At 57.5% G+C, this 20,137-nt stretch carries 10 protein-coding genes and 1 other RNA gene; 10 read left to right on the forward strand and 1 reads right to left on the reverse strand.

Annotated features, from left to right (window positions below; translation table 11 throughout):
* The first annotated feature begins 26 nt into the window (after window positions 1-26).
* The 10 genes from ssrA to AB4O25_RS14590 all read left to right on the forward strand — a co-directional run bounded on the left by ssrA (window position 27) and on the right by AB4O25_RS14590 (window position 13,368).
* Window positions 27-423: a transfer-messenger RNA gene (ssrA, locus tag AB4O25_RS14545) on the forward strand.
* A 187-nt stretch (window positions 424-610) separates the two neighbouring features.
* Window positions 611-1,867, forward strand: coding sequence for an integrase domain-containing protein (locus AB4O25_RS14550; RefSeq protein WP_460149689.1), 1,257 nt, complete (start codon window positions 611-613; stop codon window positions 1,865-1,867).
* Window positions 1,868-2,810: 943 nt separating this feature from the next.
* The gene (locus AB4O25_RS14555) at window positions 2,811-3,791 is read left to right on the forward strand and encodes an integrase domain-containing protein (protein ID WP_460149690.1); all 981 of its coding nucleotides are present in this window, start codon (window positions 2,811-2,813) and stop codon (window positions 3,789-3,791) included.
* The gene (locus tag AB4O25_RS14560; RefSeq protein ID WP_336347146.1) at window positions 3,788-4,063 is read left to right on the forward strand and encodes a hypothetical protein; all 276 of its coding nucleotides are present in this window, start codon (window positions 3,788-3,790) and stop codon (window positions 4,061-4,063) included. Before AB4O25_RS14555 ends, AB4O25_RS14560 begins: the two co-directional genes overlap by 4 nt.
* A gap of 288 nt (window positions 4,064-4,351) precedes the next feature.
* Window positions 4,352-7,816 (forward strand): type I restriction-modification system endonuclease, encoded by a 3,465-nt coding sequence (gene hsdR, locus AB4O25_RS14565; RefSeq protein WP_460149691.1) that lies wholly within the window; start codon window positions 4,352-4,354, stop codon window positions 7,814-7,816.
* Window positions 7,817-7,911: 95 nt separating this feature from the next.
* Window positions 7,912-9,423 carry an RNA-binding domain-containing protein gene (locus tag AB4O25_RS14570; RefSeq protein WP_460149693.1) on the forward strand — a complete coding sequence of 504 codons (1,512 nt, stop codon included), beginning with the start codon at window positions 7,912-7,914 and terminating at the stop codon, window positions 9,421-9,423.
* Window positions 9,424-9,489: 66 nt separating this feature from the next.
* Window positions 9,490-11,031: a class I SAM-dependent DNA methyltransferase gene (locus AB4O25_RS14575; RefSeq protein ID WP_460149694.1), complete on the forward strand. Its 1,542-nt coding sequence runs from the start codon at window positions 9,490-9,492 to the stop codon at window positions 11,029-11,031.
* Window positions 11,028-11,951, forward strand: coding sequence for a restriction endonuclease subunit S (locus AB4O25_RS14580; RefSeq protein WP_460149696.1), 924 nt, complete (start codon window positions 11,028-11,030; stop codon window positions 11,949-11,951). The genes AB4O25_RS14575 and AB4O25_RS14580 overlap by 4 nt, the downstream gene beginning before the upstream one ends.
* 28 nt (window positions 11,952-11,979) lie before the next feature.
* On the forward strand, window positions 11,980-12,405 hold the full coding sequence (locus AB4O25_RS14585; RefSeq protein ID WP_460149697.1) for a restriction endonuclease subunit S: 426 nt from the start codon (window positions 11,980-11,982) through the stop codon (window positions 12,403-12,405).
* A gap of 27 nt (window positions 12,406-12,432) precedes the next feature.
* The gene (locus tag AB4O25_RS14590; protein ID WP_460149698.1) at window positions 12,433-13,368 is read left to right on the forward strand and encodes a restriction endonuclease; all 936 of its coding nucleotides are present in this window, start codon (window positions 12,433-12,435) and stop codon (window positions 13,366-13,368) included.
* 462 nt (window positions 13,369-13,830) lie between these two features.
* Here AB4O25_RS14590 and AB4O25_RS14595 read toward each other — a convergent pair whose 3' ends face one another.
* On the reverse strand, window positions 13,831-20,136 hold the full coding sequence (locus AB4O25_RS14595; protein WP_460149700.1) for a DEAD/DEAH box helicase: 6,306 nt from the start codon (window positions 20,134-20,136) through the stop codon (window positions 13,831-13,833).
* Window position 20,137 lies beyond the last annotated feature (1 nt).

Consider the following 20,137-nt stretch of genomic DNA (forward strand, 5'->3'; position numbering starts at 1 on the left):
CACTGGAAACAACGAGTTACAAGCACGGGGCCGTTTAGGATTCGACGCCGGTCGCGAAACTTTAGGTGCATGCCGAGTTGGTAACAGAACTCGTAAATCCACTGTTGCAACTACTTATAGTTGCCAATGACGAAAACTACGGCCAGGAATTCGCTATCGCTGCGTAAGCAGCCTTAGACCTGAGCTTCTGGTACCTTCGGGTCCAGCAATCACCAGGGGATGTCTGTAAACCCAAAGTGATTGTCATATAGAACAGAATCGCCGTGCAGTACGTTGTGGACGAAGCGGCTAAAACTTACACAACTCGCCCAAAGCACCCTGCCAGTCGGGTCGCTGAGGGTTAACTTAATAGACACGGCTAAGCATGTAGTACCGACAGCGGAGTACTGGCGGACGGGGGTTCAAATCCCCCCGGCTCCACCACTTCATCATCTAAAGACGTCCACGGACGTCTTTTTTTGTGCCTGAAACTTAGTGAAATCAAGGGTTTCAGCGCTTCTTAGGTTTTTTGGCATCCGCCGAGTTCTGACCGTTCAGGTATTCCAAGTGGTATTCCAGCCCCTCCGGGGTTAATCTCTGGAATACCCAAACAGCGCCTGAGGTAGATCTCATGCCTGCTCCAGCCCTCCGTCTCTCCGACCGACAACTCAAGGGAGTCAAACCGGCGTCCAAGGATTACGTCCTCACCGACGGCGACGGTTTGCAGCTCCGCGTACGCAGCAACGGCTCGTTGCTGTGGAATTTCAATTACCGCGAACCGGTGACCAAAAAACGCATCAACATGGGCTTCGGGACCTACCCCGAGCTGTCACTAGCGAATGCACGAAAGAAGGCTGTCGAAGCGCGCGAACTGCTCGCGCAAGGCATCGACCCCAAAGTGCAGCGCAACATGCTAAATGAAACCAGGCGAGCCGAAACTGAACACACCTTCGAGAACGTCGCTCTCGCCTGGTTCGAGCTCAAAAAAGACTCGGTCACCCCGGCCTACGCCGAAGATATTTGGCGCTCGCTCACGCTGCACGTGCTGCCGAGTATGAGAATCACGCCACTGGTGAAAATCACTGCCCCGATGGTGATCGAGCTGCTTCGCCCGCTCGAAGCCAAAGGCAGCTTGGAAACGGTGAAACGCTTGACCCAGCGGCTCAACGAGATCATGACCTACGGCGTTAACTCCGGGCTGATCTTCGCCAACCCGCTCAGTGGCATTCGCGCAGTGTTCAAAAAGCCCAAGAAAGAAAACATGGCCGCGCTTCCGCCCGAAGAGCTTCCCGAGCTTATGATGGAAATCGCCAACGCCAGTATTAAGCGCATCACCCGCTGCCTGCTCGAATGGCAACTGCACACCATGACCCGCCCCGCCGAAGCGGCCACCACTCGATGGGTCGATATCGACTTCGATAAAGCGTTATGGGTGATCCCCGCCGAGCGCATGAAGAAGCGCCGCCCCCACGCGGTCCCCCTCACCGAGCAGGCGCTCGCACTGCTTGCCACGGTTAGGCCGCACAGCGGCAATCGTGAATATGTATTTCCCTCTGACCGCAATCCCCGCACCCACGCCAATAGCCAGACCGCGAATATGGCGCTCAAGAGGATGGGCTTCCAAGACCGCCTGGTCAGCCACGGTCTGCGCTCGATGGCCAGCACCATTCTTAACGAGCATGGCTGGGACCCCGAGTTGATCGAGGTCGCGCTGGCGCATGTGGACAAGGATGAAGTGCGCAGTGCGTACAACCGTGCGGATTATATCGAGCGCCGACGGCCGATGATGGCGTGGTGGAGTGAATACATTCAGAAAGCGGCGACGGGCAACCTTTTGGCAACCGCGATCAACGTGACGCGTGATCGCATCGTGGTGCCGATCCGGTAGCGCTGCGGCATCGGTGGCAGAAAACGCGCCGTCAGACTCACCGGCGGCAGTGGCCAACTCACTTTGCTCTAAGCTTCTCCGGCCCAGCCCCTGGGTATGGGGAGGCTTCGCATCCCCATACCCAGGGGCTAACACTATAAAAGCGACGAGCGGCCGCGCCGCTACTGAATGCCACCGATTTCCACTCCACGCCAACGCTTTCAATTGGCGCAATTCCAGGCGCGTTTCGCCATTGACCCATACCCCCATCGCCATTAAAACGAAGCTTCCAAACGCTGCCGTTGGCAGCACCCCAGATGGCCAGAGCCTTCAAGGTCATGCCGCTAACGCGGTGGCTCAACCTAAGTACGATTCGCGTCCGGCAGCTCGTACGGTCACTACCCTCGTGATGGATGCCCACTTCACTTCGTTGCCCATGCGGCAACCACCCTACCCTCTTGCTGCCTTGTAGCAACCCATTCGCATCGCCATTTCATATGCGCCATCCCTTTGCCCGTCTCTTTCTAAGGAAAGAGACGGGCGCACATACCACCGCTGCCGGCAAGGTAATACGTGGCTTTGCCACAATCCTCCTCGTGACAATCGGCGTGACAAACGCCGAAGCCACCTACAACAACGATGTAGATGATGGCGCCGCAGACCTTAACTGGACTGCGCCTGGCTGACAGCCAGGCACGCCCCTGTCATCGCGTCGTTGCCTTCAACCGACTCAGGATCTCGCGGCGATGGTTTCGTCACCCAACGCAGCCTCCACCCGCCCACCGGTTTCGGTGCTCAGGGGGGCCAGATCATGAGATGCCCAAGCTCTCGGCCGTAAGGAGCCGCCAGTCCCGCGTAAGTGGACATCCCACAGGCCGCAGGGGCCTTGATCCCTGATAACACTCAGCATTCTTGGCGGGATGACGTGGGACGAAGACCTGGTGAATTAGGCGAGGGAACCGAAATGGTATTAGTAGGCAGGCGAGAAGGCCGCAATTTTGGCTACGGCAGGCAATTGAGCTACGCAGGGCCGCAGGCGCTGAAAGACATGTTCGGCGGAGGCCACTACGGCACGGTCAAGGCGCACTCTGATCGGTGGTTGGCATTCGTGAAGTGGTATCGGTCTGAAGCGGGGCCCGGGGTCAATGATGCGCGGCAGATTGATCGCCAGGTGTTGTCGGACTATGCCGCATACCTTCGCGGCCTGGTTGAGCACGGAGACCTAGCAATCAGCACTGCACAAAACCGGCTATCCAGCGTTAACAGAACCATGGCAGCGCTTCGCGGTGATCAATACGTGAAATTGCCAAGTCCGAGCAAGGCGTTAGGTATGCAGCGCACCGGGGTCCGTCAATCGGTGCCGCAAGGCCAAGACCGCGAACAGATACAGCAGATCGTCGAGACGCTTTGTAGCCGTGATCAGATGCGGGCAGCAGCGATAGTTCAGTTGACGCGAGCCACGGGGATGCGTTTGCGCGAGGCCATCCTGGCTGACCTGTCACGGCTGAGCCGTGAAGCCGCGCTCTACGGCAAAATCAATATCCAGGATGGCACCAAAGGCGGCCGCGCCGGTGCATCTGCACCCCGCTGGATTAAGGTGGATGACCATATTCGTGGCGCACTTAGATTTGCATTGCAAGTATCCCCCGCGGATAGCCGCAACCTGATTGCTCCAAACGAGAGCTATCTGAACGTTCTGCAGGAAATAGCCCGGCCAGCGAGAGAGGTCCTGAAAGCACACGACCTCAAAGGCTTTCACGAACTTCGGGCGGCGTTTGCATGTGAGCGCTATGAACAGATCACACATCACCATGCGCCTGTAAATGGTGGTCAGTGCTACGCCATAGACCGGCGCCTAGATCTTGAGGCTCGCATGCAGATCAGCAATGAGCTGGGGCATGGACGGATTGAGGTGGTCGCTGCCTACATAGGGGGCAGGGTATGACTAAGGCGTTTGATATGGAGTTGTTTTTGAGTGCCGTGCTGACAGGGTCGCATGCGACGCGGCACCGGCATTTGCGGCAGGCAAGAATCATCCAATCTGAAATCGCAAAACGCTGGCAGCGTTCAACTCCTTGGGCCTGGCAGCGAAAGCATTTGGTTTGGTTTCTTGAACATTCCCTCACCGGCCGCAGTGAGGCAACACAGTATTACTATTTGCTTACTGTCCAACTGCTCGCACGACGCCTGGAAAGGCCATGGGTTTTTAAGCGTTGAGTGGAGCTCCCGTTCCTAACCATCGGTATTCGCCACCGCCTCGGAAAATCACGGCGTCGACGCGCCTATTAGCAACCTCCTCAGTGCTGAGGAAATCATGACTTTTAAAGTCAGCCCGGTTATGCGCAAATCGCGCCGCATACAAGCGTAACGTCTCGCCCTCGGCCAGTAGCTGATCACGCTGGACCGACGGCATATGGTTATACACGCACCACGCTTCGTCTGGCATTATGCCCTTATAGCGCCACCATTCTCGGGATGGCTGGTGACGAACTCAAGGGATGGAACATGGCAGAGAACAGCAACTTCGCCTTTTTCAAAGAACACGATCCGGTTTTTTTCCAACTTGCCAATGCGGCCGAGCGAGTATTTTCCAGCGACCCCAACACGACGCTGATCAAACTGCGCCAGTTGGGCGAAGCGCTCGCCCAGGATCTGGCGGTAAGAGCAGGCATTGAGTTCGACGCCACTACTTCCCAAGCTGATCTGCTATTCCGCCTAAGCCGTGAAATCCAGCTCGACGGCAACATCCGCAACCTGCTCCATACGCTGCGCATCGAAGGCAATAAGGCTACCCACGAATTCCGCACCCAGCATCGTGAGGCACTGGACGGACTGAGGGTCGCACGCGCCTTGGCGATCTGGTATCACCAGTCATTTGGCACGGGCGGTAGCACCTTCAAACCTGGGCCTTTCATGGTTCCGGCCGATCCGAGTGAGCCTCTACGTGAGCTGCAGGGGCAGATCGAAAAACTTCGCGCAGAGCTGGGCGACAGTCGCCAGCAATTGGAGAACAACCACCAATTAGCCGAGCTACTGGCGCAAGAAAAGCATGAGCAAGCCAGTCTTGTTGGGCAGATGAACGAGGAAGCTCGCGTCTACGAGCAGATTGCCCTTGAACGCGAGGCAGAACTATCGAAGGCCCGAGTCGATTTCGAGGCACGGCTGAAAGTGCTGCAACAACAGCTTGAAGATCAGCCGCAAGCTGCCCAGCAGGTCACGCGTAAAACTCAGCAGGCAAGCAGCCAGTTCGACCTCAATGAAGACCTCACCCGTATTCTCATCGATCAACAGTTGAACGATACCGGCTGGGAAGCCGATTCGCTCGATCTTACCTACAGCAAGGGCGCTCGGCCCGAAAAGGGCAAGAACAAGGCCATCGCCGAATGGCCAACCAGCAAGCCGAAAGAAAACGCTGATTACGTGCTGTTCGCCGGCCTAATCCCAGTCGCCATCGTCGAAGCCAAGCGCAAGCGCGTCAACATAGCGGACCGCATTCCCCAAGCCGAGCGCTATTCACGCCAACTGATCGTTACCGATAATCTGCAACCGGCCGGGCAGAACACGGGCTGGGCGGATGGCCAGGGCGGCCACTTCAAAGTCCCGTTTGCCTTTGCCTGCAATGGCCGGCCCTTCATTAAGCAGCTCGCCGAGCTTTCTGGCATCTGGTTTCGTGACTTGCGCAGCCCGGCCAACCTGCGCCGGCCGCTGCAGGACTTCCACACGCCGGGCGGCCTACTCGACCTGCTCAAACGCAGCCGTGAGGACGCCGAGGCGAAACTACAGCAAGAAGGCTTCGCCTATCTCAAGCTGCGTGACTATCAGGAAAACGCCATCCGCGCCGTCGAACAGGCCCTAGCCGCAAATCGCCGCAACTGTCTGCTGGCCATGGCGACCGGAACCGGTAAAACGCGCACTATCATTGGCTTGATGTACCGCCTGCTGAAGGCCGAGCGCTTTCGCCGTATTCTTTTCCTGGTCGATCGCAGCGCCTTGGGGGAACAGGCCATCGAAGCCTTCAATGAGGCGACGCTGGAACAGAACCACACGCTGGCGCAGATCTACGATGTCAAAGAACTAGGTGACATGGCTGCCGAAGCTGAAACACGGGTTCAGGTCGCCACTGTGCAGGCCATGGTCAAGCGCATCTTCCAGTCGGACACTCCGCCCCCCATCGATGCCTTCGACTGCATCATCGTCGACGAAGCCCACCGCGGTTACACCCTCGATCAGGAAATGACTGAAGGCGAGCTGGCAGTGCGCGACTTCAACCAGTATCTATCGCAGTATCGTCGCGTGCTCGACTATTTCGACGCCTGCCGCGTCGGGCTCACCGCTACCCCAGCCAAGCACACCAGCGAGGTCTTCGGGGCTCCGATATACACCTACAGCTACCGTGAGGCCGTTGCTGACGACTGGCTGATTGATCACGAACCTCCAATCCGCTACCAAACCCTGCTGAGCCAGAATGGCATCCACTTTGCCAAGGGCGAGAGTGTCAGCGTCATCGATACGAGCACCGGCGAAGTAGATGTCGCCGAGCTCGAGGACGAACTCGACTTCGAAATCGAGTCCTTCAATCGCCGCGTGATTACGCCCGGCTTCGACAGGGTCATCTGCGAGCAACTGGCACACGAACTCGACCCGTCGGGCGACGAAAAAACGATGATCTTCTGCGTTAACCAAGCCCATGCCGAGCGGGTCAAAAACCTCCTCGACGAAACCTTCAAGGACGTTCACGGCGAAGATTACAACCAGGCGGCTGTACAGATCATCACCGGGCAAAGTGACAAGGTCAAACAACTGATCCGCCAGTACAAGAACGAGCGCTACCCGAGCATTGCCATCACGGTTGACCTGTTGACCACCGGTATCGACGTACCGCGCATTTGCCACTTGGTGTTCATGCGCCGGGTGCGTTCGCGCATCCTCTACGAACAGATGAAGGGCCGCGCGACTCGCCGCTGCGATGAAATCGGCAAGACGGTATTTAAGATCTACGACCCAGTTGACCTGTACGCTGCCCTCGAACCAGTAGATACAATGAAGCCGCTAGTGAAAGACCCAAGCATCAGCCTCGAACAACTGGTCAGCGAGCTAACCAACCCAGCCAGCCTCGATGCTCCTGGTAGCCAGCCAGACACTAGCCATGCCCACGACGTCCTGGACCAGCTCAGCCAGCGGGTTATGCGTATTCTGCGCAAGGCCAGCCATAAGGCCGAGCAAAAGCCAACCCTAAAGGCCAAGCTCGCCGAACTGGAGAACACCTGGGGTGTAGCCCCGGACAAACTGCATCAGCACCTGCACCAGCTCGGCCCACAGCAAGCTGCCCAGTTCATCCAACAGCATGCCCAACTGCTCGATCAGCTCGCCACGGTTAATGCCCTGCTGGGATCGCTGAACTACCCGGTGATCTCCACTCACACGGACGAACTGATGGTCCGTGAGCAGAACTACGGCGATTACCAAAAGCCCGCGGACTATCTGGAAAGCTTCAACGACTTCATTAAGAATCAGTTGAACCAGTCAGTGGCCCTCGGCGTAGTGGTCAACCGCCCGCAAGACCTGACCCGTGAACAATTGCGCGAAGTACGCCTGCTGCTCGACGGGCATGGCTACAGTGAGGTGAACCTGCAAAGCGCCTGGCGCAACCAGACGAACCAGGAAATCGCTGCCAGTATCGTCGGCTTCATCCGCCGCGCTGCCCTCGGAGAGGCGCTGCTGCCATTCGAGCAGCGCGTAACCAAGGCAATGGGGACGATTTACACCTTGCAGCCTTGGACTCAAGTCCAGCGTAAGTGGCTGGATCGCCTGGCTAAGCAGCTGGTTCACGAAGTCGTTATTGACAAGAAACAGATTGGTGAAGCGTTCAAGAACGATGGCGGCAGCACGCGGCTGGACAAAATGCTCGGCGGCAACCTGGGCGTGGTGCTGGATGCCCTGAATGACAACCTTTGGGCACAAACGGGATGAGACCGATCTGGAACGCCGGATTGGCCAGCGTGCTCGTTCATAAGGGATAATGCCCCGGCACTACGACTTATCGCCGCGCTACTTAGAGATGCCTCATGACCCCTGCTGAGCTTCATCAGATCCTTGCCCGTGGTGAAGACAGCCGCCATCAGTTCAAGCGCGATTTCAGCAATATCGATGCCTTGGCAGCCGAGTTGGTGGCGTTTGCCAATACGTGCGGTGGCTACTTGCTGATTGGCGTAGACGACTCCGGCACGGTGAGCGGGTTGAGTAGCGCCGACATTTCGCGACTCAATCAACTGCTCTCCAACGCGGCCTCACAAAATGTCCGTCCGGCGATCAATCCATTGTCCAGCAACCTTCAGACCGAGCACGGGCTGGTCATGGTGGTGACAGTCGAACAAGGGCTGAATAAACCCTACGTCGACAACCAGGGTCGCATCTGGGTAAAGAACGGCGCCGACAAGCGTCGGGTCACGGCCCGTGAAGAACTGCAGCGTTTGTTCCAGCAGGCCGGGCTGGTGTGCGCCGATGCGGTACCGGTCGCGGGCAGCAGCGTGGCGGATATCGATGCCAAGGCGCTCGGCGAGTACTTTCAAAGACGCTTTCGGCAAAGCCCCGAACAGACAGGTTTGGAAACCACCCGCATCCTGGAAAATCTTGGCCTCGCCAGTGGCGACACACCCAATTTGGCCGGTTTGCTGCTCTTCGGCCAGGCGCCACAACGCCTGTGCCCGGCGTTCGATATCAAGGCCGTGGCGTTTCCGGGCACGGTTCTGCATGACCGCCACTATCTAGACAGCGAAGATATCGACGGTAATCTGCAGGAGCAGTACCGACGCAGCCTTGCCTTCATAAAGCGCAACCTACACCACGTGCAGCGCCAGCAGGGCTTCAATACCCTCGGCCAACTGGAAGTGCCGGAGGAGGTGTTTGAAGAACTGCTGGTCAATGCCCTGATCCACCGCGATTACTTTGTCAGCGCCTCCATCCGGATCATGATCTTCGCCGATCGCATCGAACTGATCAGCCCCGGGCACCTGCCTGACGTGCTCGATACCGAGAAAATTCGATTCGGCCTGTCCAACCGTCGTAACCCGACGCTCACCTCCCATGCTGTGCACATTCTCCCCTATCGCGGTTTGGGCACCGGCATCCCGCGCGCTATCGATGCTTGGCCAATGATCCGGCTGGAGGACGACCGGCAAAGTAATCAGTTCAAGGTGGTGATTCAGCGCGCCGTTGAAAAAGGGCCTCTTTCGGGCCCAAGTGGGGACCAAGTAGGGACTAAGTCGGGACCAAGTAGGGACCAAGTAGGGACTGAGTCCGCTGTCGAAGAAGAACAAGCCGAAACTCGCCTGTCTTTGCAGCAAGAGCAGATAACGCTGCTGCGCAAGATGACAGGCGATCACACTGCGCCAGAGCTAATGACCTTCGTCGGGCGCAGCAACCGCAGCAAGTTCCGCGAGCAGGTTTTGACCCCACTACTGAGGCTTGGCGTTGTCGAGATGACCATTCCAGACAAGCCCAACAGCAGCAAGCAACGCTATCGCCTTACTGCGACGGGCCGAGCGCTAAAGGCCGAACAACGCTCCTCAGACGACTGAGCCCAGACAATCATTTCTTTGCGCCAGCGCGATCTGGTGCTTTAAACACTTCGCCACAGGTACCACATGACCAACTCCGATATCGTCCAAAAACTCTGGAACCTTTGCGACGTCCTGCGCGACGATGGCATCAACTACAGCGACTACGTCACCGAGCTCGTGCTGCTGCTGTTCATCAAGATGGAATTCGAACAGGTGCAAAACAACGACAGCTTCGGCCACAAGCTGCCCGAAGGCGCGCGCTGGCCAGACCTGGCTGGCAAGTCCGGCGTTAACCTGCTCGATCACTACCGGCAGATGCTGCTGGACCTTGGCAAAAACCCTGACCCGCTGATTGCCGCCATCTACGCCGACGCCCAGACTCGCCTCAAGGAACCGCGCCACCTCGAGCAGTTGATCAAGAGCCTCGACGGTATCGACTGGTTCAGCGCCCGCCAAGACGGCCTCGGCGATCTTTATGAAGGCCTGCTGGAAAAGAACGCCAGCGAGACCAAGTCCGGCGCCGGCCAGTACTTCACCCCGCGCTCGCTGATCGACAGCATCATCCGCTGCATCAAGCCGCAGCCGGGCGAGACCATACAAGACCCGGCCGCCGGTACTGCGGGCTTTTTGATCGCTGCTGACGCCTATATCAAAAGTCAAACCGACGATTACTACGACCTCGACGCCAGAGCCCAGGCATTCCAGCGCAATCGCGCCTTTGTTGGCGTAGAACTGGTGCCCGGCACTCGTCGTCTGGCGCTAATGAACACACTGCTGCATGGCATGGAAGGCGACGAAGAAGGCGTGGTACATCTGGGTAACGCACTAGGTCAGACCGGAGCTAACTTGCCCAAGGTCGACGTCATCCTCTCCAACCCACCGTTCGGCACTGCCAAGGGTGGCGGTGGCCCGACTCGTGATGACCTTACGTACCGCACCAGTAACAAGCAGTTGGCCTTTCTCCAACACATCTACCGTGGCCTCAAGCCCGGTGGCCGCGCCGCTGTGGTGTTGCCGGACAACGTGCTATTTGAGGCCGGCGTCGGCACTGATGTACGCCGCGACCTGATGAACAAGTGCAACCTGCACACCATCCTGCGTCTGCCAACCGGCATCTTCTATGCCCAGGGCGTGAAGACCAACGTACTGTTCTTTCAGAAGGGCACCATGGAAAACCCACGCCAGGAGGAAGGTTGCACCAAGCGCGTGTGGATCTATGACCTGCGCAGCAATATGCCTAGCTTCGGCAAGCGTACTCCCTTCGGCTCTACGCACCTCAAACCGTTCGAGGACGCCTATGGCGACACCCCCGACGGAGAAAGCCCACGCGCCGAGAACGTCGAGGGTATTGGTGAGACTAGCCGCTTCCGCTGTTTTACCCGCGATTACATTCGCAATGAACGTGGTGACTCGCTGGATCTCAGCTGGCTGAAGGACGAAAGCAGCTTGGATGCCGCCGATCTGCCCGCCCCGGAAGTGCTGGCGGGTGAGGCCATGGCTGAACTGACCGAGGCACTGCGTGAGCTGGAAGAGCTGATGAAGGCTTTGGGGGCGGGGGATGAGGTGATGGCGCAGAAGCAGTTGATGGCTGAGGTGATGGGGTTGGCGGTGGAGACGGGAGAATGATTAGGGAACTGCCGGCTGGCTGGGCTGCTTGCACACTCGGGGATCTTGTCGAGCGCATCGAGACGGGTAAAAGTGTCAAGTGTGACGAGCGACCGCCGCAAGGATTGGAAAATGGGCTTGTGAAGATCAGTGCAGTTACTTGGGGAGAGTTTGATGAGCAGGAAAGCAAGACACTGTTCGACTCATCGCATCTCAAACCGGAGGAAAAAATTCAACTCGGTGATTTCCTGATCTCGCGAGCCAATACGCTTGAATTAGTTGGCTCCTGCGTAATTGTTAAGAAAATCTCGAAGAATCTCTATCTTAGTGACAAGGTATTACGCCTTGTGCTTCCCGACGAGGCAAAACCGTGGCTACTGGTCTGCCTGCGCTCACAGTTTGGCCGGAAGGAAATCGAAAGCTCGGCAACGGGAAATCAATTGTCGATGCGCAACATTTCTCAGCAGGCGCTGAGAAATGTTCGTATGCATCTGCCGCCGCTCGCAGAACAAACCCGCATCGCCGCCAAGCTCGACAAACTGCTTACTCAAGTCGACACCCTGAAAGCCCGCATCGATGCTATTCCTGCGCTGCTCAAGCGCTTCCGCCAATCGGTATTGGCTGCAGCAGTTTCAGGACGATTGACGAAAAACATAGACGGCTCTGATCTGCCACCAGGATGGCAGCTAGTAAAGTTTTCCACCGTAGTGAGTGACCTAAGGTATGGGACCGCTCAAAAATGTGATTACAATGGAGGAGAAACAGGTGTACTGCGGATCCCTAATATTGGCGACAACGGCATAAGACTTAACGACCTAAAATCTTCAAACTTTTCCCCAGCCGAAACCAATAAATTATCCCTAAAAAAAGGGGATATTCTACTAATTCGTTCTAATGGCAGTGTCGAGCTAGTCGGAAAATCAGCAGTAGTAGGTCTCTAGAGAAGAAGGATTACTTTTTGCTGGCTACTTGATTCGCGTACGTCCGAACGCTGAAAAAGCCATTGCTGGATATATTAACTACTGGCTTAAATCACCTGCAGTTCGACAGATCGTCGAAATGACTGCAAGATCTACAAGTGGCGTCAACAATATCAACAGTGAAGAGATTAAGTCACTGATATTCACTATGCCTCCACTTCCTGAGCAGAACGAAATCGTCAGCCGCGTTGAACAGCTCTTCGCCATAGCTGATCAACTGGAAGCAAAGGTCGCTTCGGCCCAAAACCGTATCGACCGCCTGACCCAAAGCATCCTAGCCAAGGCGTTCCGTGGCGAACTAGAGCCCCAGGCCCCGAACGACGAACCAGCCAGCGTGCTATTGGTGCGCATCAAGGCCCAACGCGCCACCGCGCCCAAAGCCAGGCGTGGTCGCAAGGCCGCTCAGCTAAGCTAAGCCCTTACATCAGGAAGAAAACGAACCATGTCTGTCCCGACCTACGACAAGTTCATCGAGCCGATTCTGCATTTTCTCGCGGCCCACCCGGATGGCGCTACGGCGGGTGAAACCCACGAAGCGGCCGCACAGACATTAGGCCTTAGCGAGGCACAGAGGCAGGAGACCATCGCCAGCGGCCAGGCAACTTACAAGAACCGCTCCGGTTGGGCGCATGACCGCCTCAAGCGCGCCGGCTATTCCAGCAGCGCCAAGCGTGGCTACTGGCAGCTGACCGACACCGGCCGCATCTTCGCCCAGGCCAACCCGGCCCCGTTGAGCGCAGAGCAGGTCGAGCATCTAGCCGTGAACTTCATGAGCGTGAAGCTGAAGACAGCACCGGATGCGGCCTCATTGGATGAAAACAACGACACTTCGACGTCAATTGCCAAAACCGACCTCGCCACTAGCAGCCCGCAGGAGCGCTTGAACCAAGCCATCCTTGAGCTGCGTACCAGCGTCGCGGGCGACCTGCTGGACAGCCTGCTGCAAGCGAGCCCGACGCGCTTCGAGCACATTGTTCTCGACGTTTTGCACAGCTTGGGCTACGGCGCGAACCGTCAGGCGCTGCAGCAAGTCGGCGGTAGTGGCGACGGTGGCATTGACGGCGTGATCTCACTCGACGCGCTAGGGCTGGAGAAAGTCTATGTGCAGGCCAAGCGCTGGCAGAACACCGTCGGCCGCCCCGATTTGCAGGCGTTCTATGGCGCTCTGGCCGGGCAGAAAGCCAAACGCGGTGTATTCATCACCACTTCCGGCTTCACCGCGCAGGCCGTTGACTTCGCGCGCTCGGTCGAGGGGCTGGTGCTGGTCGACGGCAAACGCCTGGTCAATCTGATGCTCGACCACGAGGTGGGCATCAGCTCGCAGCTTTACAAGGTGCCCAGGCTCGACAGCGATTACTTTGACGAATCACTCGGCTGAGCCGACGTTGCAGCCCAAACACCTGAGCGCAACTGGGTGTCGCTCCTACGTACCTTAAAATCAGGGATGATCGTAGTTAGCAAAAGCCGTCGGCTACACTTCGATCTCGAATCCTGATAGAGACTGAGCTCAACAAGCATCATCCATGAGAAGCAGGTTTACGCAGCAATTATTCGCGCTCCTGGTAAAATCGCCATGAGCTGATACAGCGATGACCCCGCCTCGCCATTTAAGATCGAGTCCTCAAGGGCCTGCACGTCCACGAAAACTTTCCCTTGGGCTCGGAGGGCGAGGTATAGATGGTTCCCACTTACAGAGCTACTATTCATGATTTTCCAGAGATTCCAAAAAACGCTCTTCGCCGGGCGATAGCCGACTGGATCAATACGCCTGACAGATAATCTTTTCCACCCATAGCCCCAATAACTAGAACGCCACCCCAGACTCAGGTGACGCCCCCTCCTAGACGTTATTCTTCCAGCTCATAAAGGTCGGCCACTCCCCACCTTGTTGCATTTGCGCCCGAGAATACTTCTCGCTCATATCATCCATCTGCCGCTGCGCAGGCGCCTGGAAATCAAACTCCAGCTCATCGCGGTAAGGCATGCGTGGCCGCCAATAGCCCATGCCCTGATCAAATAGAATCTGGCTGACCCGTCCCGATTGCCATGTAACCGTCAAGGCTCTGCCGTGCAGCACGTCACGGCTATTACGCTCCAAGGTAAGTTGGGGTTCGATACCGACCAGCTCTGACAACCAATCAACCATGAGCGCCTTCTGATCCTCGGCTCGTTGCCAATCATGGTGCATCAACGTGCTGGCTGGGCCATTACCGACGGCCAGAGTGGCCAAAGAGATAGTCTTGAGCTCCGGCCCCTCGAACAACTTCAGAAAACCAGTAAACAACATCAACGACCATGGCGATTTAAGGTAACGATCGGAGTAGCTGATGCTCATCGCGTGATCGCTTGCCAGCAACTGCGCCAGCTCTGGCATTTTGTCTTCAATCAAGACGGCCAGACGCTTGCTCAACGTGTTGACCGGCCCATCAAGTTCAGCGGTGACTTCAACGATGCGTGCCGCCTGGTTGTCGCTCTGCCATCTGCTGGTGCTGAGGGGCTGCCCTTGTATTGCTGACTCCGCGCTGGTAGCAACCCAGGTGATGTCGCCTTGGCCGCTCAGCCAACCGGCCCCCGGTAGTGCTGCGGACTGTCCGCTCGCGTAGACGCTGTGGCAAAGGTTGCAAGTCTCCAGCTGAGCAAGCAGAAGCGAACGAGTTGGCACGTCGCTTCTGGGCAGTACGGCAAGGTCTATGCCCATTCGCGCCAGTTGCAGCAGTACGCTTTTCTGGTCGGAGTGCAGCGCACAGTCCACAGCTATGCCCAAGGTCACTTTGAGCCCATCGGAAATTGCCCAAGTGAGTACCTGCTGCCTGAAACGCGGGTTATCCAAGTCCCATTCCTGTGGATCGCCCTGCAGACACAGCAGCAACCGAGCGGGGGCGGCGCCCTGCTCATGGCTGTTGAGTGCACTGGCAAGATAGCGCAAGGGCCCGACCGGGCAATAGCGCGCGCCGGGGATTGGATCGAACACAGAGGGCAGACCTAGATGGTCGATCAAGGCGGCATCCTGCAGCCACTGTAGGGCAAGACGCCGATCAAGCTCCTCCCGTTCGACTCGGCTGTCCTGGCCGGCGAGGCAATGCGAGCACACCGTTTCGCAATCGGCAGGGCAATGAAGGCGCTGCATGGCTTTTTTCAGCAGGCTGGTAATGTCGTTGAGCCCCTCAAGAACAAAGCCTGCGCCGCCGCTGACCTCGTCGTACAGTTGAATCACGGCTCTGCCCTGACGGCTTTCGCGGTCGCGATCGACTCGATGGCTGAAACCCATTTCCGTACTGACGATTCCCAGTTGATCTGCGATAACATCTCGCAGCGCTGCGCCCAGAGTCGAGGCGATGACGCGGCCATCAGCCGAGTCGGGCAACCAGTGGCCGGTCAATGGATTACGCAGATAAAGCTCAAGTACGTCGGTATGAATTTGGTAGCCGAGATGTACGTGGTGAGTGACCGCCGCGCCGGAGCAATCCTTGTCCTTGCGACTGCCCGCCAGACCGCCGACCGGTCGATGCATTTGATCAGCGCGCAAACCAGGCGGCACCTCCGCTCCCGGAAGCATTGACCCTGCCCGCCCGCAACTCAGACACACGGCATACCCTTGCTCGTGCTCGCCAGAGGAATGGTGGAATACGGTGCCGTCGTGACCGAAGTGGAAGAATCCGCAACGAGGATCGGGTAATGCACAGCTCTCCCCACTCAGCTGGATACGTGGGTCCTCAACGCGGATGAATTTCTGTGAGCTGACGTCATTGGTGGTTTCTTCATAAAAATCGGTTACGAAACCCGCGGGACGCAGCACGCGGCGACGTAGATCGGCCGATATCAAGGTACTGCAGTAGGTGCAGCGCACGTTGTCACTGTTGGCATAAGCGTTTTCGATCATGCCGCTGTTCCCGCACTCCGGGCAGCGCCAGGCCAGATCGAATTTCTGTGCCTCGTTGATCTCGCCGTTAGCATGCCATTGCAGGCTTATTCCGGCCGAGCGGAACACTCGTCCATCGATTACGATTTGCGCGCCTGGTGCGTATTCGCGAATAGCGATGTTCAACCCGCGAGATGGCATTTCCCGACTGCTGGCCAAACTGTCCTCGCGGCTTTCCTTTTTCTCGTTGCGCTTTTGCACGAAGTCCTCGATGTTGTAGGTCTTGAGCGTGACCACATCGGTCGGGAAGCCATAACCTGGCAGGAAGGCCCGCGAAGCGAGGTCACGTAACAAGTACTCACCTTCATGGCGCTGCTTCTCGAGAGTGAGCGCACGCTTGTAGGCCTCGTCCTTGGCGCCTTGAATTTTTTCGTTGAGGTTGCGGTATTCGTCCAGCCAGCGATGCTCCAAAGCCTTGAGCGCGCCTAGCGTGCTCTCCACCACATAGATCATTGCCCGCCCAGCGAGGCTCGTACCCGCCACGAGATGTCGAACGGCCTGGGTGAACTCCTCCGGGCATGCCCGCAGCCAGCCCGCCATGATTTGGCAGGGCGAGTCGTCTGTGCCGAAAAACCAATGCAAGGTCAGTTTGGTGCGATCGCCGTCGGCGCTGCTGTGTGCTCGCAGAAAAATGCCCAGCAGTAGTGAGTTGACATGGCGCTGCACGATGCGGGTCGAACTCAAGGTAATTGCCGGTGCAGGAATTGCGGTCACGAAAGGCCATTTGGGATTGGCAAATGCACGCTGGTTATGCGGGTCGGCTTTGCACAGGGTGTAGGCAATGGCTCGCGCTTCGTCGCGACGGCCAGCTCGACCAGCTCGCTGCAGGTAATTGGCGGGATGAGGCGGGAGGTTATTCATCACCACTGCTGAGATACCGCCAATGTCCACACCCATTTCCATGGTGGTCGAACAGTTCAGCACATTGATATCGCCACGTTTGAACCATTCGACATATTTGTCCAATAATTCAGCTGGCTGTTGCGCTGAGTGCTCGGCAACGCGGTAGTAGAAACCGCCCTCCAGCGTGCGATCGCAAATGTCGCTCCATAGTCCTTGCTCACGCAAGTCAGCAACGGTGGCGTCGGCGTTGACTAGCTTGCGAACTTGCTGTTGCTTCGACTGAGCACTGGCGCCGGCGCCCAACATAGCGAACCTTGGCATGTCGACCCGCGTGCAGCGATAACTACGCGTACCCATGGTTCGTGGTAAGTAAGGGGTGAGCCCCCGGAACGTAGTTTCCAGCAGCCTATGGGTAACAGGGCAAAGCCAGGCGTTGGTGGGTAGTGAAAAGTTGAGAGTTTCCAATTTCAACCGGTGGCCGGTGTCGGAGCCTTCAAGAATCTGCGCTCCCACCAACGCAGCCCATGTACCCTCCAACCAGCAGCTCATCGTATCGGCATCGCCAGGGTGGCGACGGTCCAGTCCCGTAGCGGCTTCCAGTAATTTGACTAGCCTGTGTGCGCTGTGCAATTTGACCTGTGGCCATTTCTTGATGTTGCTGCTTTCCTGCACATCACTGGTGGGTGCATAGAGTGACTTCGGACTGAGCCGACTGCCCATCCAGCGACGCAGCTTGTTTTCCATGGGAATGAACGTGTTTTCCCTCACAAAGAAGTCCAGCGCCACATGCAGAAAGTCGCGCCAGTCTTGCAGGGTCAAGGCAGTGCGGGGCGCCTCGGTCTGACCAGTGGCAGCGTAAGCCTGCGTAGTCGTCCAGTGTGATGGCGTAGTGGCGACCTTTTCCAAGCCCGTATAGCCCACTTTGATAAGGCCCAGGGTCTCGGAACTGTTCTGATACTTCGGCCTTCTGGAAAACTCACGGCTCATCAACAGCCGCGCCATGGTCAGGCCGCCCTCATGGCCATCGAACAATGCCGGGTTGGCGTGGCGATTGTACTTGATGATGAAAGGGTCGATATCCTTGGCGGAAGCCAACTCATGAATAATTTGAGACCACGTCAGGGAAACGGAAGATGACGCCGCAGCAACGCCGCTTTGCATCTTTGCAGCCATTTGCCGAAGGTCCACAGCCGCGGCAGCCAAACCGAAACCTTCAAGCTCGATAGCTTTAGTCAGCAACTCTTCCGCGGTGGCAGTTGGCACGTCCTGCGGCTGTGCATCAGCTTTCGCCTGGGCGTTTCTCAAGGTCTCGAACACCAGGCCGCGCAGCCGCGAACGCTCTGCTTCCTGCTGCATGCGTACCGCCATGCGCGCTGTGCCTTGGCGGCTGTCGGTAAAGGTAATCAGCTTACGACCACGGCCCGGCAGCTCTTCAGGGGAGCGCCCCTCCGAGTCAGCTTTTTCCGGATCCGGGCAAAACTCCAGTAAGGTGGGGACGGCGTTAGCCACATAGAACGGGGCGCCTAGATAGGCGCCTCGCAGAAAACGACTGGTGCCCGACTTTGCGTGTTCGCAAACGCTGCAGCAGGAGAAATGTTCCGGCTCGCCGCCCTTTGGCTCACGCCCTTCCAGCGCAAACGCGATGGACAAAGGTCGCTGAGCATTGACCGTCCCCAGTTTAAGGCTGACAAGATCCAGCGGCTGGCGGTGAAACGGCTTGGCAAGCGTACTACCCCCAGCAATTACAACGCGTTGCGCAGCAGTTCGTACTCGTTTCGAAGGGCCAGTACCACCTGCGTCGCCATCATCAGCGCCAGCGTCATCGTCGTTCAGCGCAAACTCGTCGCCAGCGTAAGCCCGCGGCTGCAACAGCTCTCCATTCCGGTCCTCAGCCAAGAGGTGCGGCGCCTTGCACTCCTCGCAGAAGCCTATCTCGTAGACAGGGGCCTCGCATGCGCATCTTGTCTTTTGCGACACATATACGTTGCCGAAAGGCCAGTCACGCAGATGCTCGGACTTGCTGCTGCATTGCGGATCGATACATGACCAGAGCCCGTGCAGCATGCGCTGGTACATGTGGATACGTAACTTGAGAAAGGGAGGCTGCTTGGCAGCCGGCCGTGTACCAGTCAGCACATCCAGCCACTGCAACACTTCACGCTGCTGCCCAACGCGCTCCTTGCTCTCGAGCTGATCGGCAACTTCGGCCACGAGGTCATTGAGCCCGAGCGGTTTTCCTGAGCTGACCACGGCGTGGCGCAGTTGCCGGGCTATCGGATGTGCGCACAACGCCTGATAGCGCTCGCTGGAAGTCTCCTCTGCAGGCTGCATGGCCTGCAGCCCAGCGAGACTCAAAGTTTGCTGGCTGCCAGCCTCAGGCAAGTCGGGCCATTTACGCGAACCATCAATGACATCCACTTGCTCTTCCGCAACCCCAGCCAGACGAGCCAGGTAACGGCGCAGCCGGTCGGTGGCTTCAGCCCCGGCAATGGTTGCAGATGTGGCAACAAAGCGCAGCTGCTCCGGGCTTCGGCCGAAAGCGTGCACCACCCGACGCAACAACATCGAAAGCTCCGCGGCCTGCGAACCCACATAGGTATGTGCCTCGTCCAAGACGATCCAGCGCAACGATTGGCTCGCGCGCGAGATCTCCAATATGGGGCTGTCAACCTGACGGACCAGCATGTACTCCAACATGGTCGCATTGGTCATCAGAATTGGCGCAGGCTCGCGGCGAAGCAATTCGCGAGAGAGGATTTGGTTCGGCTTGAGCTTTTGCTCATTGCGTTTGGACGACGCCTTTTCCGCAGTTTTGCCGTTATACAAACAAAAGCGGATGTTATCGCCATAGCGCTGGGTCCAGGCGTCCAGACGCTCCTGCTGTGAATTGATGAGGGCATTGAGCGGGTAGAGAAATAGCGCGCGCACGCCAACCAACGCTTGCTGACTGCGCTGATATTCACAAATCAAGTCCTCCAGGATTGGCACCATGAAGCACTCGGTTTTACCAGAACCAGTGCCCGTGGTAACGATTGCCGAACGAGGTTTCTCATTGAGGAGTGAACGCCAAGCCTGCACCTGATGGACGTAGGGCCGCGCTGTTTTTGGAAAAACATAAGCAGGCGCCGTCGCCAGAGTTTCAAGTAGCTCAGCGCTGAGAAGCTTCTCTGCTTGCAGATCCTGCAGCTGCAGGTTGGCTTCGTGCCAGCCAAAAGTATGCTCGAACACGGGCGGGGCCAGCATGCAGCCATCGGCACCTAGTTCGTTGCACAGGCTCTGGTGCAAATGACGCCGCAGACCTCCATCGCTGATTCCCAATACGCCGAGGGTTGCTTCGCGCGTACGATCCAGGGTTTGCTCGACAAGCTCAGAGAAGTTACGCATG

It is taken from the genome of Pseudomonas sp. S3_A03 (assembly GCF_054668275.1).

Excerpts from the sequence above, each read along its gene's own strand:
- AB4O25_RS14550 (WP_460149689.1), top strand. The coding sequence starts at position 611 with ATGCCTGCTCCAGCCCTCCGTCTCTCCGACCGACAACTCAAGGGAGTC.
- AB4O25_RS14555 (WP_460149690.1), top strand. The coding sequence starts at position 2,811 with ATGGTATTAGTAGGCAGGCGAGAAGGCCGCAATTTTGGCTACGGCAGG.
- AB4O25_RS14560 (WP_336347146.1), top strand. The coding sequence starts at position 3,788 with ATGACTAAGGCGTTTGATATGGAGTTGTTTTTGAGTGCCGTGCTGACA.
- hsdR (WP_460149691.1), top strand. The coding sequence starts at position 4,352 with ATGGCAGAGAACAGCAACTTCGCCTTTTTCAAAGAACACGATCCGGTT.
- AB4O25_RS14570 (WP_460149693.1), top strand. The coding sequence starts at position 7,912 with ATGACCCCTGCTGAGCTTCATCAGATCCTTGCCCGTGGTGAAGACAGC.
- AB4O25_RS14575 (WP_460149694.1), top strand. The coding sequence starts at position 9,490 with ATGACCAACTCCGATATCGTCCAAAAACTCTGGAACCTTTGCGACGTC.
- AB4O25_RS14580 (WP_460149696.1), top strand. The coding sequence starts at position 11,028 with ATGATTAGGGAACTGCCGGCTGGCTGGGCTGCTTGCACACTCGGGGAT.
- AB4O25_RS14590 (WP_460149698.1), top strand. The coding sequence starts at position 12,433 with ATGTCTGTCCCGACCTACGACAAGTTCATCGAGCCGATTCTGCATTTT.
- AB4O25_RS14595 (WP_460149700.1), bottom strand. The coding sequence starts at position 20,136 with ATGCGTAACTTCTCTGAGCTTGTCGAGCAAACCCTGGATCGTACGCGC.